Source organism: Cryobacterium sp. MDB1-18-1 (assembly GCF_004402735.1).
In the GTDB taxonomy this organism is placed as follows: Bacteria; Actinomycetota; Actinomycetes; order Actinomycetales; family Microbacteriaceae; genus Cryobacterium; species Cryobacterium glucosi.
Genome location: NZ_SOFR01000053.1, coordinates 25834 through 41030, shown reverse-complemented (window position 1 = coordinate 41030; position 15197 = coordinate 25834). Strand labels below are relative to the sequence as shown.

At 65.9% G+C, this 15197-nt stretch carries 14 protein-coding genes; 4 read left to right on the top strand and 10 right to left on the bottom strand.

Annotation, left to right across the window (positions count from 1 at the left end):
• Nucleotides 1–32 precede the first annotated feature (32 nt).
• Together E3O50_RS13270 and E3O50_RS13265 are read right to left on the bottom strand one after the other, a co-directional pair.
• A complete protein-coding gene (locus E3O50_RS13270) occupies nt 33–1094 on the bottom strand; it encodes a substrate-binding domain-containing protein (RefSeq protein ID WP_134447506.1) in 1062 nt (353 codons plus the stop codon).
• Nucleotides 1095–1201: 107 nt separating this feature from the next.
• A complete protein-coding gene (locus E3O50_RS13265; protein WP_134560780.1) occupies nt 1202–2539 on the bottom strand; it encodes a Gfo/Idh/MocA family oxidoreductase in 1338 nt (445 codons plus the stop codon).
• A gap of 191 nt (nt 2540–2730) precedes the next feature.
• Here E3O50_RS13265 and E3O50_RS13260 point away from each other — a divergent pair, with 191 nt between their 5' ends.
• The 3 genes from E3O50_RS13260 to E3O50_RS13250 are packed head-to-tail and all read left to right on the top strand — an operon-like array spanning nt 2731 to nt 4608.
• Nucleotides 2731–3780 carry a LacI family DNA-binding transcriptional regulator gene (locus tag E3O50_RS13260; protein ID WP_134447502.1) on the top strand — a complete coding sequence of 350 codons (1050 nt, stop codon included), beginning with the start codon at nt 2731–2733 and terminating at the stop codon, nt 3778–3780.
• Nucleotides 3773–4090, top strand: a complete 318-nt coding sequence (locus tag E3O50_RS19400; protein ID WP_134448053.1) for a putative quinol monooxygenase — start codon at nt 3773–3775, stop codon at nt 4088–4090. The genes E3O50_RS13260 and E3O50_RS19400 overlap by 8 nt, the downstream gene beginning before the upstream one ends.
• A complete protein-coding gene (locus E3O50_RS13250) occupies nt 4087–4608 on the top strand; it encodes a gluconokinase (RefSeq protein WP_241975534.1) in 522 nt (173 codons plus the stop codon). The genes E3O50_RS19400 and E3O50_RS13250 overlap by 4 nt, the downstream gene beginning before the upstream one ends.
• A gap of 78 nt (nt 4609–4686) precedes the next feature.
• Here the strand turns inward: E3O50_RS13250 and E3O50_RS13245 are convergent, their stop codons facing one another.
• From E3O50_RS13245 to E3O50_RS13230, 4 genes are all read right to left on the bottom strand, one after another.
• The gene (locus tag E3O50_RS13245) at nt 4687–5454 is read right to left on the bottom strand and encodes a glycosyltransferase (RefSeq protein ID WP_134560781.1); all 768 of its coding nucleotides are present in this window, start codon (nt 5452–5454) and stop codon (nt 4687–4689) included.
• On the bottom strand, nt 5451–6875 hold the full coding sequence (locus E3O50_RS13240; RefSeq protein WP_134447500.1) for a bifunctional PIG-L family deacetylase/class I SAM-dependent methyltransferase: 1425 nt from the start codon (nt 6873–6875) through the stop codon (nt 5451–5453). The genes E3O50_RS13245 and E3O50_RS13240 overlap by 4 nt, the downstream gene beginning before the upstream one ends.
• On the bottom strand, nt 6869–8074 hold the full coding sequence (locus E3O50_RS13235; protein WP_134542320.1) for an acyl-CoA dehydrogenase: 1206 nt from the start codon (nt 8072–8074) through the stop codon (nt 6869–6871). The genes E3O50_RS13240 and E3O50_RS13235 overlap by 7 nt, the downstream gene beginning before the upstream one ends.
• Before the next feature lie 73 nt (nt 8075–8147).
• The gene (locus E3O50_RS13230) at nt 8148–8621 is read right to left on the bottom strand and encodes a MarR family transcriptional regulator (RefSeq protein ID WP_134447496.1); all 474 of its coding nucleotides are present in this window, start codon (nt 8619–8621) and stop codon (nt 8148–8150) included.
• A gap of 346 nt (nt 8622–8967) precedes the next feature.
• Between E3O50_RS13230 and E3O50_RS13225 the strand changes: the two genes are divergently transcribed.
• Nucleotides 8968–10491, top strand: coding sequence for a chloride channel protein (locus E3O50_RS13225; protein ID WP_241975535.1), 1524 nt, complete (start codon nt 8968–8970; stop codon nt 10489–10491).
• Nucleotides 10492–10563: 72 nt separating this feature from the next.
• On the opposite strand, the gene E3O50_RS13220 is transcribed toward E3O50_RS13225, so the two are convergent.
• From E3O50_RS13220 to E3O50_RS13205, 4 genes are all read right to left on the bottom strand, one after another.
• Nucleotides 10564–11457, bottom strand: coding sequence for a glycine betaine ABC transporter substrate-binding protein (locus E3O50_RS13220; RefSeq protein ID WP_134447492.1), 894 nt, complete (start codon nt 11455–11457; stop codon nt 10564–10566).
• Nucleotides 11458–11637: 180 nt separating this feature from the next.
• Nucleotides 11638–12585 carry a proline/glycine betaine ABC transporter permease gene (locus E3O50_RS13215; RefSeq protein WP_134447490.1) on the bottom strand — a complete coding sequence of 316 codons (948 nt, stop codon included), beginning with the start codon at nt 12583–12585 and terminating at the stop codon, nt 11638–11640.
• The gene (locus E3O50_RS13210) at nt 12582–13853 is read right to left on the bottom strand and encodes a glycine betaine/L-proline ABC transporter ATP-binding protein (protein WP_134448049.1); all 1272 of its coding nucleotides are present in this window, start codon (nt 13851–13853) and stop codon (nt 12582–12584) included. The genes E3O50_RS13215 and E3O50_RS13210 overlap by 4 nt, the downstream gene beginning before the upstream one ends.
• A 591-nt stretch (nt 13854–14444) precedes the next feature.
• Nucleotides 14445–15065, bottom strand: coding sequence for a class I SAM-dependent methyltransferase (locus tag E3O50_RS13205; RefSeq protein WP_166787307.1), 621 nt, complete (start codon nt 15063–15065; stop codon nt 14445–14447).
• Nucleotides 15066–15197: the final 132 nt, after the last annotated feature.

Here is a 15197-nt window from a genome sequence, read left to right as displayed (position 1 = left end):
CAACCTTTCTTGCTGTCTGAATCGGAAACGGGTTACGGCATACCGGTCGGGTACTTGGCCACGTTGTCCGCGTCGATCACGAATGCGGGAACGTCGACCCAGCCGGGGACCGTCTTGCCGGCCAGGAGCCAGAGCGCCGCGTCGACGCCCGAAGCGCCTTCCGTGGTCGGCTGCTCGCTGACCGTAGCCGTGAAGTTACCGGCCTGAATCTCCTTCTTCGCCTGCGGGATTCCGTCAGTGCCGACCAGGATGACCTTGCCGGTCAGACCCTTGGCCGCGATCGCTGCCGCGACCCCGAGCGCCATTCCGTCGTTCTGGGAGTAGAACGCCTTGATGTCAGGATTTGCCGTGAGCATCGCGGTGGCGATTTCCTGGGCCTTGGTCTGGTCCCACTTCGCAGTCTGCGACGCCACCAGGGTCAGGTTCGAGTGCTTGGCAAGCCCTGCCTTGAAACCCTCACCACGGTTGAGAGCGTTCGACGATCCTGGATCGCCTTCGATCATCGCGACATTGCCGCCGTCTGGAAGCTTCGCGGCAATGTAGTCAGCGGCGGTGGTCCCAATCGTCGTCGCATCCGGCCCGACGTAGACGACACCGGGGATGGTGCCCTTGGCATCGTTGAGGATGATGGAGGGCACGCCGTCGGCGAGGGCCGCCGTGAAGACTGTGTCGAGCGCGGTCGCAGAGATCGGCGACGCGAGCAGGGCGGTGCAGCCCTGGTTCGCGGCGCTCTTGGCCTTGTCCAACTGCTCGGTGATCGATGATTCATCGGTGACGTCGAACGTTTGGTACGCGACGCCCAGTTTCTTGGCTTCCGCTTCGAAGCCGTCGCGCTCGAAGCCCCAGAATTCGTTGGAGAGGGTTCGGGTGATGTAGCAGAGCTTGGCTCCTTGGGGCACGACGGGAGCGCCGAGCGTCTTCTGGAGGTCGGCGATCGGCGTCTTGGCCGAGGCGTCAACGAGTGCGGTGATATCGGATCCGCCGCCGGAGGTGGATGGTGTGCCGACCTCGGCGGTCGCCGTGCAGCCGGCCAGGAGGCCGATCAGGGCGACCCCGGCGACGGTTCCGCTCATGATGCGAGTTCGATGTGTCATTACAGGCCTTTCTTCATTGGAAGGTTTGTCAACAGCGTGGTGCTGTTTTTGTGCATGCCGGACAGCGCTGCCACACCCGGTGCGGATGCGGCAGCCCGGCGGTGCGTTCAGGGGGCGAGCAGTGCTTCTGTCTCGCGGCGGACTTCGAGCGCCTCGGCGAGCGAGTCGTCGATGATGATGTCATCCCAGCTCAGGATCTGACCCTTGACGACGTCGTTACGCAACTCGACATGGTGGGCGAGCGCCACCGGCAGGGCCTTCGATGCGACGGAGTGTCGAGCCGACACCAACTTGCCCCACACTGTGTAGCCGCCCTCGCCGTCGAGGAACTCGCCGGCCTTGAGATCTTTCTTGGCGGTCGCCACGACGTCGCCGTAGAAGCCGATGGGGCTTCCCGTCGCAACGCCAAGGAGGGCAGCGTTGGCAATGGAGACGTTGAGCTCGAGGCCGACGTAGTGATACGGACGATACAGTGCGGCGTACTGCTTGGTCGGGTCGGGGTGCCACGGGTATTCATCGAAGCAGCGGGACGCGTAGTCATTGGTCGCCTTGACCACGACGAAGACGCCTTCCTGGGTGTTGTGCGGGATGGGACTGCCATCGCGCCGCACGCTCGACATGACATCGACGGAACCCTCGTGGGCGAGTGCGCCGCCCACGCTGCTCGGACGGCAGATCGTCGCGATTTCCTCCACATCGCCCGGAGTGAAGGTGAGGCCGGCATCTGACGGCACGAGTGCCGCGGCGTTGGCGACCGCCGCCATTTCAATGGCGGCCTTGGTTCCGTCCCGGAAGGACGTGTGCATGTAGGGATTCAGCTGGCCGGAATCGGTCAGCTCCTTCGGGAACTCCCAGTTCTCCCAGACGTTGTCGGGGTTCATGTCGTGATAATGCTCGAGGTATTTGGCGCCCTTGCCTGCGCACACAACATCGAATCCGCTTGTCCGTGCCCAGTCGACGAGGTCCATGATCAGGGCAGGCTGGTCGCCGAAAGCCATCGAGTACACGACGCCTGCGGCCTCGGCCCGTCGGGCCAGAGCGGGGCCTGCGAGGGCATCCGCTTCGACGGTCACCATGATGATGTGCTTACCGGTTTCGATGGCGCGGAGTGCGTGGTGGGTACCCACGATCGGGTTGCCGGTCGCCTCGACGATCACGTCGATGTCTGAGGTGAACAGCTCTTCGGCAGCGCTGATGATCGTTGTGCTGCGCGTGGCGAGCGCCGAAGTGATGTCGGGGGCCAGCTGATCTTCTGGCCAGCCCACGAGGGCGAATGCACCCTGGGCCCTGGCGACGTTTATGTCGGCAATGGCGACGACGTGGATGCCGGGGATATTGCGGGCCTGGGCGAGGTACATCGTTCCGTAGCGCCCAGCGCCGATGAGCCCGACCCGGATAGGGCGACCATCGCGCTCGCGATCCTCGAGGAGTTTGTACAGATTCACGTATAGGCCTCTCTGGCTTGGAATGCCGCCGGAGAAGAGTCCTCCTACGAGGACTGTCTGCAACTCCGTCGTTGCGGATCAAGAATTTCCGGCCCTTGTGGTACCGGTACCACTTTTTTACCAGTCGGCTGTATGCTGTGTCAACACCCGTTTTCCATTCAGAGATCGCATCGTTATGTGAAGGAAGCTCAATGGCGAAGTCCCCGACGATCCGCGATGTCGCAGGTGCGGCTGACGTCTCGATATCCGTCGTCTCCCGCGTGCTCAATGACACCGGTCCGGTCGCTCCCGGCACCAGGGCACGCGTCGTCGACGCCATCGAACGACTCAGGTATCGCCCTCGTGCCGCCGCGCGCGAGCTCAGCCAGGGCCAGGCCCTCACCATTGGCCTCGTGCTCGCCGACCTCACCAACCCATTCTTCGCTCGTCTCGCGGATCGGATTGTGTGGGAGGCCCGCGCCCGGGGCGCGCAGGTCGTTCTGATGACGACCCAGGAGGACCCGCATCTCGAGGCCGAGTCCCTCGACACCCTTCTCGACCGTTCCGTGGGCGGCGTGATCGCCACGCCGACGGGAGGGAATGTGGACGCATGGGAACGGCTCCGTGCCGTCGGGGTCAACGTCGTCTTCGTCGACCGCACGGTCGCGGAACTGGCCGACACCGATGTCGTGAGCATCGAGAACGCCAATTCAGCCGAGACGGCGACTGCCCATCTGGTCAGCCTCGGTCACACCCGTATCGCCCTGATCTCTGGACCGTCCAGCACGTCGACCGGACGCTCCCGTACCGGCGGCTATCAACGGGCTCTCGACCTCGCGGGGATCGCCCGCGACCCTGAACTCGTTCGGGCGGTGCCGTTCCGGGGCGACGCGGGCGGTGATGCCGTCGCAGGTCTCCTCGCCCTCGAGAATCCACCGACCGCGCTCGTCGTCGCCAACACCGCCCAGGTGCAGAGCTGCATGCGCCGGCTCGCCCAGCTCTCGGTGTCGATCCCCGACGACCTCTCGGTGATCGTCTTCGACGACGGCCCCTGGACGGAACTGGTCAGCCCGCCACTGAGCATCATCCGCCAACCCATCGACATGCTCGCCCTGCACTCGGTCGAGCTCGTTCTCGGCCGAATGCAGAACAGACTGCCCAGTGGAGGGCGCGCCATTAATGTCCGAGCCGAGTTCGTCCAGCGTTCCAGCTGCACGCCTCCGAAGAAATACCCACAGAGGACAAGTGATCGAATTGCCTGAACCCGTCGTCGTAACCGCCTATTTCACCCCAGCCGCGGGACAGCACGCGGCGCTCACTCACGCGCTCTCCGTGGCCATCGCCGAGGTGCACACCGAACCAGGCTGTGAGCTCTACGCCATCCACGACGCACCGGACGGTCGAATCGTCATGATCGAGAAATGGTCATCGGCCGAGCTACTCGACGACCACGGCACGAGCCCGGCAACCGCCCGACTCGTCGCATCCGTCGAAGGCCTACTAAGTGCTCCCACCGAGGTCACCCGGCTTGTCCCGATTCCGGCCGGCACACTGAGCCAGGGCGCACTGTGACCAGCGCCGCTCCTGCGCACCGGATCGTCGTCATGGGCGTCTCCGGTGTGGGGAAGTCCACAGTCGGGGCCGCCCTCGCCGACCGGCTCGGACTTCCGTTCGTCGACGCTGACGACCTGCACCCGGCAGCCAACAAGAACCTGATGTCACAAGGCATCCCACTCACCGACGAGGACCGCTGGCCGTGGCTGGCGCTCGTCGGCGCAGCACTCGCCCAGGCGCCGGCCGGCATGGTGATTGCCTGTTCCGCTTTGAAGCGCGCCTATCGCGATCTGATTCGTTCCACGTGCCCGGATACACGGTTCGTCCTTCTCGACGCCGATCGAGACCTTGTGGCTTCCCGGCTGAAAGCCCGTGCCGGCCATTTCATGCCGCCCACGCTCCTCGACTCGCAACTGGCAATTCTCGAACCGCTCGCTTCCGACGAGCCCGGGTGCACGGTCCCTGCCGCCCTTGCGCGCATCGAGGTCGTTGACCGCGCCGCTTCAACCTTGTTGGACTCTGCCTGCCAATTGTGATCCCAGCCGGATTCGGACCCGAGACAGGTCGGTTCCCGCCTCCGCTGTCCTCGGCCGCGTGCCCGTTCACCGGTTCGCTCACGGGAGGGCGCCGGCGTCGTCGACCTGCAGAACACCCGTCTCCATGATGACGGGGAGGCGAGCGGTCTGAGCGCGCAGGTAGCCGGCGAAACCCCCGGGCGTGCGTCCGACGAGTCGCCCACTCGTACGAACCGGGATGCGTGCCGTGCGGATCTCGCACACCCGCAGCCTCCGCAGTGCAGCGACGAGTGCAATGTCCTCGTCGGCGTCGATACCGGGGAATTCCCCGGCAGCGAGGTACCGGTCTGCCCGCACACCGAGATTGGCCCCGTGCACGTGCGGATGTCCCTCGACGAGCCACTGCTCTGCCGCCCAGCGAGCGCGCATTTCGCCGTCGAGGCACTCGTCCGGCTCGACGGTGCCGAGAACCAGATGCACATCGTTCCTGGCGAAGGCAAGCTGGCTCGCGAGCCAGTTCTCCGGGACGGCTGAATCGGCATCCGTCGACGCGATCCAGGTACGACCCGTGAAGTCCGCAGGGGTCTTCAGGACGCCGCGGACGCCCGCACGCCGTGCCGCACCGACGCCTCCCGTGTCACTGCGGACCAGATGCACGCCCGGAAAACCCGCGGCAATGGTCTCGGTCCCGTCCGTACAGCGGTCGAGCACGATCACGACCGACACGATCGGCGGCGCCGGATCGAGGGTCGCGACCACGGGCTCGATCGCGGCCCCCACCGCGGCGAGGCACCGAGGAAGCAGTTCCTCCTCGTTGTGCGCGGGGATGACGATGACCAGGTGGTCGATTTCACCGGGCCCGATCATGGGACGAGTCCCTCGTGCTGGGCCACGGATCGTGCCGGCTCGGGCTGCCACACCTCAAGCAGGAAGTCACTTTCGCGATGCTCGACGGTTCGCACGAGGCCGGGCACCGTCGCGAGCATGTCGTGAACCCGGTCGCCGCTGAGCGGATACTCGGGAACCGGATGCCTCCAATGGCAGGCGAGGAGGACTCCGCCGGGGGCGAGGCTGTCCCGGCAGCGCTGGAAGAACCGTTCCAGGTCTGCGGTCGCCAGGTAGTAGCCGACTTCGGATACGACGATGAGGTCGAAGACTCCGGAGGGCCATTCACCGGGCAGGGTCATCCGTGCGAAGCGGACGCCGGGGCGCCCGGCGAGCCGTTCGCGGGCAATCGAGAGCGGTTGCTCCGCGATATCGACGGCCATCACGGTGTCGCACCGGGCGGCGAGGTCGGCCGTGAATACTCCGATCGAGCAGCCGAGCTCCAGGGCGGCACCGAATCGTTCGCGCGGCAGCGCAGCGAGGGTCAGCGCGCGTTTCCGACGTTCGTACCAACGCGTCTCGAAGCCCCACGGGTCTCGCGCCTCCCGGTAAAACTCGTCGAAGAAAGATCTCGCCAGGCTCGCTGTCCCGCTCGCATCCGGGGACGGTGCCTCCGCTGCGGTGCCGTCGACGAAGATCTCGAAGCCCCTTGCGAAATGGGCGGCCATCGCCGGCGGCACGACGGCCTCGTCTCCGGGTTCGTCGGACAACGCCAGCACCTGGCTGCGGTGCAGCGCGAGCGCCTGCAGCTTCCGCGCGTGGTCCTCGGGAGAGAGATCGAACCTGCGGATCAGGCCCAGCGGCCATTCCCCGTCCGGTGTCGACCAGTGCCAGGCCCAGATCGGGTACTCGAGCAGGCGGGCGCCCGACCATGCCGCTCCGGCCGCTGCCACGTCGCCGGCGAGCGCGTGGTCGGGATGCCCGTCGGCCCGCCACGGTGCGACAATCCAGGTGCCCGCGGCTGAGCCTTCCGTGATCTTCTCCGCGCCGGAAGACGGCGGCCCGAGCACGGATGCCAGCGCCCGCGCCGCCGCCTCCCTGTTCCTCTCGAGGTCGCCGTCCGGCAGTCCGGCGAAGTGCAGGCGAGCGGATGGCGCCAGGTGCGCCACCGCATCCGTCACCTCTGTCCTGCGCACACGTGAAAGGCGACCCTGGCTATGCGTCGGGGATTCCGGATGGGACGCTTCACCGTCGCTGAGGACAAGGACATCGACCGGGATCCCGCGTCGCGTCGCACCGGAGAGGAGCCCGCCGGCACCGAGGGTCTCGTCGTCGGGATGCGCCGCGACGATGATCAGCCGGGCGAGGTCGTCGAGGTCAAGCCGCGCCGCAGCCGTGATCCAGGGAGCGCCGGCCCAGGCCTGCTCGGCGGTGCCGAGGTCCCGATGGCTGAAGATCACCACGGTGAGACTCCGCGAGCACCATCGAGCAGCAGAGCTCCAAGCCTGGCCTCGTCGCGTTCAGCGTGATGCTGTCGAATGTACAACTGCAGATCGGCGACACGCTGGGCGTGGCGCGCGTCGAAGGCCAGGGGTTCCGGCCCCAGGGCATGCCCGGCCCGCTCGATCACCTGCTCTGCGGTGCGCGCGACGATCCCCCGCACGCGCGCCGCACGCACGGCCCCGAGTGTGCCGGTCGCGGTCCCGTCGTCGATCGCGCTCGCAGCGGCCGCGAGTGCCTGCCCCGATGCCGTCAGGAGCATGTCAATCGCGCCAAGATGAGCAAGACTGACCTGATCCGGCGTGCGCTCCCCGGCCTCCCGGTAGACGCGTCTGGCGACGCCGACGGCCCCGCCCCACCAGCAGGCTGCGACACCGATCCCTCCCCACGCGAAGCCCGGTCGGTCGAGGTACCAGCCGTCTGCGCCGACCGGCACTGCCGGAACGCCGCGAAAGTCGACCGGACCACTCGGAAGCGATGCGAGTCCCCTGGCCACCCAGGAGCCGTCCGACACCGTGATTCCCGGCACGCGGAGGTCGACGGCGAACAAGCGACGCGTGGTCTCCGAGGTGTGCGCGGTGACGAGCGCGTGGCTGAGGGCGCCGGCGAGCGAGCACCACGGCTTGACACCGTCGAGCCGCCAGCCGGACTCGGTCTGGCGCGCCTCGAGGCGCGTGCCGCGTCCTTCCGCCGCGAACACACCCCACGTCCGACCGTTCCCGGATTCGACGTGGATTCCACTGCCGGACTCAGCGGCCTGTTCCAGGATCGAGAGCGCATCCAGGTGCGCCTCCACGACGCGGGCAGCGGTCAGGTCTGCCGCCGCGACCGTGGCCAGCGTGTCGAAGAGCCGTTCGGTTCGCCCGGAACCCGGTCCCGCCCCGTCAAGCCGAACGCCGAGCGCGATCGCCAGTCGCAGGGCCTCCTGGGTGTTGCCGTTCACCTGGAACGCATGGTCGGCCACCGCGCGCAGGTCTTTGTCGCCCGCGTCCAGCGTCGACCTGGCCAGCCGAACCGGCTCGCTCGTGTTCGCAGCGTTCGACTCGCTCACCACGTGACACCGAACCCGGCCGAGGCCATACTTGTCCCCCATCTCACAACTGTTCATCGTGCGGAACGGCTGGTCGGCTCCCCAGTCGCTCGCTCGTGTCGGCAGCACCATATCAGGAACCGAGGAAACAAAAGAGTCCCAGACGGGGAGAACTTGACACCGATCTGTCTTGAGTTGGAAGCGTTCAGAGCCCCAGGGTCAGCAGATCCGCGGCCTGGGGCTCCCCTGCCGCATCCGCGAATGCTTGCAGTGCGTGTTGAAGCACGGTCCGTCGATCCGGCGTCATTCTCGACAGGATGGTGGAGATATCCGACCGGCGTCGTCCGGTGGCGTCGTCTACGAGTCGCCTGCCACTCTCGGTGAGTTCGAGGAGGACCTCGCGCCGGCTGTCGGGGCTGGCCGCCCGCTCCACCCAGCCTCCGGCGACCATGCGATCGACGAAGCGGCTGAATGTCGATGGGATGACTCCCATTCGCTCCGCCACAGCGCCCATCCGGGTTGGGCCGGTCGAACTGAGCAAGACCAGGACCCGGAACTGCGGCAGGGAAACGACGTCCAGCGTTGCCACAACCGAGCGGGCAACGACGCCGAGCAAGGCACGGGAGGCGGCAAGGGTCGCGTCGGCCGCTCGTGCGTCGGCTTCAGTGAGGACGTCCATCGGTCAAACCCCGTTCCAGGCAAGTGATACCGTGATTATTGCACACATGCAACAATTGTCTAATTGCACATTACGGAGCCTGATGGCACAGCCCACTCTGAGCCTGCGGGGACGAATGAGATCCCTCTTGTTGGAGCCCTTGCACACGTGGTTCAACCGGATCCTCACCGGCTCCGGACGACTCATTTTCATGTCTGTCGTGGTTGGCGCAGGTGTCGGTTTCGGCGCAGTTGCGTTCCGTTGGCTGGTGGCCACCGCGACTCTGATTTTCACGGGAACGGTCGATTACTCAGCCTCCGTCGGCCATCCGGCAAATCCCTGGGTTCCGTGGTTGGGGGGCGCATTCGTGATCGTCGCTCCGGCCATTGGCGGTCTCCTCTACGGCCCCTTGGTGAACAAGTTCGCACCGGAAGCCCGGGGGCATGGCGTTCCAGAGGTCATGTACGCCATCACCAAACGGGGCGGCCGGATTCCCGGCAAGGTTGCGATCGTCAAGTCGCTCGCTTCGGCCATCACAATCGGTTCCGGTGGGTCGGTGGGTCGCGAGGGCCCTATCGTCCAAATCGGGTCAGCACTCGGTTCCACACTTGGCCGGGCAGTCCGGCTGCCCGAATCCCAGCTCAGAACCCTCGTCGCGTGCGGCGCCGCAGGCGCGATCGCAGCCACGTTCAATGCTCCGATCGCCGGAATCTTTTTCGCCCTCGAACTGCTGCTCAGGGATTTCGCCGCCCGTTCCTTCGGCGTGGTCGTCCTTGCCTCAGTGACCGCATCGATCGTCGGCCGCTCGATCCTCGGCGATCACCCCTTCCTCAGCCTGCCGACGTTCACCATCGTCAACCCGTCTGAGTTCACGCTCTTCGCCGTGCTTGGACTCGCGGCAGGCCTGACCGGAGTCGGGTTCACGAAGGTCCTGTACGCCGTGGAAGACCTCTGCGACTGGGCCTGGCGGGGCAAACCGGAGTGGTTGCGGCCGGTCGCCGGCGGCCTCGTGCTCGGCCTGGTGCTCTTTGCCTTGCCCCAGATGTACGGGGTCGGTTACCCGGTCCTGGAGAAGGGCGTCCAGGGCGGCTATGCCCTGGGCTTCGTTGCGCTGTTGCTCGTCGGCAAGGTCGTTGCGACGAGCCTGACCATCGGCATCGGCGGCTCCGGAGGAGTGTTCGCACCGTCACTCTTCATCGGAGCGATGCTCGGTGCCGCATTCGGCGACGTCGCCGGCATGGTGTTCCCCGTGTTCGCCGGGCAAACCGGAACGTTTGCCCTGGTCGGCATGGGCGCGGTCTTCGCCGGGGCAACGCGGGCCCCGATCACGGCAGCCATCATCCTGTTCGAACTGACCGGGGAATACTCGATCATCCTTCCCTTGCTGCTCGCGATCGTGATCGCGACGGGCGTGTCCCGGCTTCTCAGCAGGGACACGATCTACACCCTCAAACTTCGTCGCCGCGGCGTGAGCGTCGACGGTGGTCCCGGTGGCATCCTGCTGCATTCCACGCTCGTGCGTGAGGTCATGACGGATGCTCCCGATGCGGTGAGTTCCCGGCTCACGCCCGCCGCAGGAGCGCGGATACTCATCGATTCAGGCAAACGCGCCCTGCCGGTTCTTCATAGCGACGGAACGTTCATCGGAATCGTGACCGTCGCTGCCATATCCGACTCCCTGGGCAACGATGACGACAGTAGCGCGATCACCCTCAGTGCCCTGATCGAGACGCCCACTTCCGCGAGCCCCGATGACACGCTGGACAGTGTGCTGGATCGGGTGCTTGCGGCCAGCGAGAGCGATGGCCTGCCCGTCGTCGATTCGTCCGGAATGCTCCGCGGCTGGCTCACGCTCAATGCCGTTCTCCGAACTGTCACGGCCAGGCCCTGAGACGGCAGGCTTCCGCACCCGAACGCACGAACGGCCCGTGCCGGAGCACGGGCCGTTCGTCACAACAGTGGCTTACTTGGTGAGCGAGTCCACGTAGCCCTGATTGTCCGCGATCCACTTCGCAACGATGGGGCCGTAGTCCTGGCCGTCGTAGTCGACGAACATCGCGGTCTCGAGCGAGTACAGCTGATCGAGGTCCATCTTGTACCCGGACAGCCACTTGGTGGCCTGCGGGAAGTCAGTGCCGAAGTCCTTCTTGCCGTAGGCGTGGATGGTCTCCGTGGCCCCCAGGGTGCCTTCGGGGTCTTCGAGGTTCTTCAGGTCGAAGGAGCCATACGCCCAGTGCGGCTCCCAGAGGGTCACGGCGATGTTCTCGCCGGTCTTCGCGGCCGCCGTGAGCTCGGTGAGCATCGCGGCGGTCGACGAGGTCTGGTAGTCCATGTTCTCGAGTCCGTAGGTCGGAATCGTCTTGTTCGTGACGGCCTCGGTCAGGCCGGCCCCCGGTTCGATTCCCACGATCTTGTTGCCGAACAGGTCGGCGTTGGCGGCCAGTTCCGCGATCGAGTTGATCGGTGCATCCGCGTTCACGGCGATGGTGTTCTTCGCCTCGGTGTTCCAGGCCGCGAGTTCGGTGATCTTGTCACCGTATTGCTTGAGGTACGTGGCGTGGGTGTTCGGAAGCCAGACGTCGAGGTTCACGTCGTAGTCGCCGGTGGACAGCCCCGCGTAGACCGCGGCGACGTCGGCGTACTCGAGTTCGACGTTGTAGCCCTGCTTGTCCAGAATGGCCTTCCAGAGCTCGGACGCCGCGACACCCTCGTCCCAACCGTTGAACACGGCGATCGTGAGGTCTTTGTTGTCGGAGTTGCCGTTGCCGACGGTCTGCGCGGGTGTTGCTGCACAGCCCGTGAAAGCGAGAAGCCCGACGGCTCCGAGGGCGATGATGCTGAGGGAACGGTTCTTCATGTGTCTTCCTGTCTTGTCACCTGCTGTGGGTGACCGGGGTTGACGGATGCGCCGGGCGGCCGAGGCGGCCGGGTGCGACACGGAGACAGGTGTCTCCGTGAGTATTGGGGGTGCCGGTCAGGACGAACTCGACCGGCTGGAATCGCGGAGTGCCGTGTGAGGTACCCCGCCAGTTGCAGGTCAGACTCCGGCGGGCTGCGGCGTCTTCACGTCTGCGACGGGCGCGCTGATCGGGCTCTCGGCCGCCACTGCGGCGGCCTGCCGACGGTGCTTGCGCCCGGCAAGGAGACGACCGATCGGTGTGATTCCCGTGCCGAGCGATGCGGTCATCCGGTCGAGGAAGATCGCCAGGATCACGACCGCCAGTCCGGCTTCGAATCCCAGCGACACGTCGATGCGGCTGAGACTCGCCACGACCTGCTGGCCGAGACCGCCGGCGCCGACCATTCCCGCGATGACGACCATCGACAGGGAAAGCATGATGACCTGATTGATTCCGGCCATGACGGTCGGCATCGCCAACGGGAGCTGGATCTGGCGCAGGATTCTCGCCGGGGACGCACCGAATGCCTCGCCCGCCTCGACGACCTCGTGATCAACGCTGCGGATGCCGAGCTCGGTCAGGCGGACGCCCGGTGCCATCGCGAAAATGATCGTCGCCACGATACCGGGCACGACTCCCACCCGGAAGAGGATCAGCGCGGGAATCAGGTAGACGAACGCGGGCATGGTCTGCATGAAGTCGAGAATCGGCCGGATGATCTTGGAGGCCAGGGCGGACTTGGCGGCCAGGATCCCCAGGGGGATGCTCACCAGGATGGCGAGGACGCTCGCCACGAGGACCAGGGCGAGCGAGTCCATCGCGTTCTGCCACTGGTCGACACCCACGATGACGATGAGGCCGATGACGGCGCCCACGGCGAATTTCCAGCCACGGACCATCAGGCCCAGTGCAGCGGCCACGAGGATGATCACCCAGAACGGCGGTGAGGCAAGGACGAGGTCGACGAACTCGTAGGCGCCGTTGAAAATGGTGCGCACGAAATCGAAGAGAAAGCTGAAATTGTCGGTGACGAAGGCGATGAAGTCGTCGGCCCAGCTGCCGAGCGGGATGCGGAAGTCGTTCACAGCTGTGCTCCTTCCAGCGCGGTCTCGCGCAGGGTTTCGGTGATCACGCGGAGCGAGATGGTCGATGGCGGTTCGGTGACCGGCACCTCCCCCGTCGCGGTGGTGACGTTACCGAGAGCGGCAAGCAGGGTGACTCGCGGGATGACACCGAGCAGACGGTTTCGCGCATCGACGACGGCGATCGGCAAGTCGCTCTCCACCGCCAGCTCGACGAGGTCGACCAGGGCGGTATCCGCTGAAACGGCCGTTGCTTCCTTGATGATGGGGCGAAGGTCCGGGTGGCTGGCCTTGACCTGCTTGAGCACATCGCGGTCACGTACGACCCCGACGAAGCCGAGGTCACGCCCGACCACGAACGTGGCGGAGGTCTGCAGGTCGCGCATCGTACGCAGGGCGGCACGCGGGCCGGACGTCACGGTGACCATGGATCGCACCGGCTCCATCACGCTCCCGGCCGTGAGCACCCGGGCCCGGTCGACGTCCTGAACGAACTGGGCGACGTAGTCGTTGGCCGGGTCGGTGAGGATGTCTTCCGGGGTGCCGATCTGCACGATGCGACCGTCGCGCATGACCGCGATCCGGTCCCCCAGGAACATCGCCTCGTTGAGGTCGTGGGTGATGAAGATGATGGTCTTGCCGAGTTCGGCCTGCAGCTCGATGAGCTGTTCCTGCATCTCGCGGCGGATCAGCGGGTCGAGTGCCGAGAACGCCTCGTCCATCAGGAGAACGTCGGTATCGGCGGCGAGCGCCCGACCGAGGCCGACCCTCTGCTGCATCCCGCCGGACAACTCGGACGGCATGCTGTCGGCCCAGCCGTCCAGGCCCACCAGGCGGATGATGGTGCGGGCCTTCGCGAGGCGCTCCGCGCGAGGCATGCCCTGGACCTCGAGGCCGTACGCCACATTGTCGATCACGCTGCGGTGGGGTAGCAGGGCGAAGTGCTGGAAGACCATGGACACGCTCCGGCGACGCACATCGCGCAGCTTGGCGGCCGGGAGTCCGGTAATCCGGGTGTCACCGACGGTCACTGTCCCGGAGGTCGCCTCGAGCAGGCCGTTGAGCATGCGAATCAGAGTGGACTTGCCCGAACCGGACAGTCCCATCACCACGAAGATCTCGCCGCGCCGGACCTCGAAAGAGGCATCGATCACGGCGGCTGTTCCGAGGTGCGCGAGGTCTTCACGACTCGCGCCGCCCTCGAGTTTCTTGACGATGTCATGCGGTCGGCGGCCGAATGCCTTATACAGGTGGTCCGCCTTGACGGCGATTTCGGGAGCTGGGGATGTCGAGGCTGTGTGCTCCGCCGAGGCGGCGAATTCCTGTGCGTGTTCGGCAACGATCTGGGTCACGGATTCTCCGGAGCGCGACGACGAAACCGGCTTCACAGCCGGCACGTCGGGGGCTAGCTGTATCGGGCGGGTAGGCCGAGACCGGCCCTGACGCCACTAAGTGGCGTGAGCTGGAGCGACCATGGGGCCACATCCGTCTGGCCTCACCATACGACCGCGGCTCTTCCAGTCTTGCTGGGGGCTGCGCGCTCGCGTCCTGATGAGGTTCGTAAGAACATTCACAGCCTAACACCATGAAGGTCTCAGGCCCGTGCCGAGGATCTGCGTGGACGCTGGCGACGCCACTTAATCAAGAAAGCCCGGTTCCCTTGATTTCGAGGGAACCGGGTAATTGTGGCCTCAACGGGATTCGAACCCGCATGACGATCTTGCCGTCGGCTCCTCACGGCGGCGATCAGGAACTGTGCTGGACGGCGCGACCGGTCGGGAAGCGGTCGCGATGCTGGCCCAGGCTCAGGACGAAAAGCTCTTCCGAAAAGCGGGCCCTCGGAGGGTAATTGCCCTCTCGCCTCAGCAGATGGCGACGAGGACCGTGTCGAGGGCGACTCCACTCGTTTCAGCCGGGGACTCGGGGTCGGTGGCCAGGTCGCGGCTGACGGTCTCGCAGCGCAGGATCCGCTCTGGTCCGACGATCGAAGATAGGAGCTCGGGCGTATAGAGAATGTCGGGATTGCCAGGGCCAGGGCCGCCTGCGTCGATGTTGCCTCGGTCGTGACCAAGGACAAGGAGGTGCCCGCCCGGAGCGAGCCAGCCAATCGCCCTGGCCAATACGATTCGAAACAGTTCCTCCGGCAGGTGCAGGTACATCACTGTTACCAGGTCAAAGCGTTCTTCGGTTTGCCAGGTCGTGGCATCTGCGACCAGCCAGTCCACATCGACGCCGGCCGCCCGCGCGTGCTCCCGGGCCTGGCCAATTGCCTCGGCGGAGAAGTCGAGCCCGGTAACGTTCCAGCCGCGGCTGGCCAGCCAGATCGCGTTACGCCCGTCACCTGAGGCCATGTCGAGGGCGAGCCCCGGGGTCCAGGGCGAAACAATGTCCTGCACGAGCTTTGCTGGTACGGCCGACCAGAGCCTGGCGTGGTCGCCGTCCCGTGCCTGCCGGTAACGACTATCCCACTCGTTCGCGTCCACTGTGAGGTCCCTTCGATCAATCCGGCATCCGGCGTGGCGATTGTCGCACGGTTCGCTGTCGGGAACCGAGCGAGCGTCAAGGGTTGGAGAAGCATCCACTAGTGCGGCCAGCCCGGAAACGGGATCCTCGTC

Coding starts and splice junctions, on each gene's coding strand:
- E3O50_RS13270 (WP_134447506.1), bottom strand. CDS start 1,094: ATGACACATCGAACTCGCATCATGAGCGGAACCGTCGCCGGGGTCGCC.
- E3O50_RS13260 (WP_134447502.1), top strand. CDS start 2,731: ATGGCGAAGTCCCCGACGATCCGCGATGTCGCAGGTGCGGCTGACGTC.
- E3O50_RS13245 (WP_134560781.1), bottom strand. CDS start 5,454: ATGATCGGGCCCGGTGAAATCGACCACCTGGTCATCGTCATCCCCGCG.
- E3O50_RS13235 (WP_134542320.1), bottom strand. CDS start 8,074: ATGGTGCTGCCGACACGAGCGAGCGACTGGGGAGCCGACCAGCCGTTC.
- E3O50_RS13230 (WP_134447496.1), bottom strand. CDS start 8,621: ATGGACGTCCTCACTGAAGCCGACGCACGAGCGGCCGACGCGACCCTT.
- E3O50_RS13220 (WP_134447492.1), bottom strand. CDS start 11,457: ATGAAGAACCGTTCCCTCAGCATCATCGCCCTCGGAGCCGTCGGGCTT.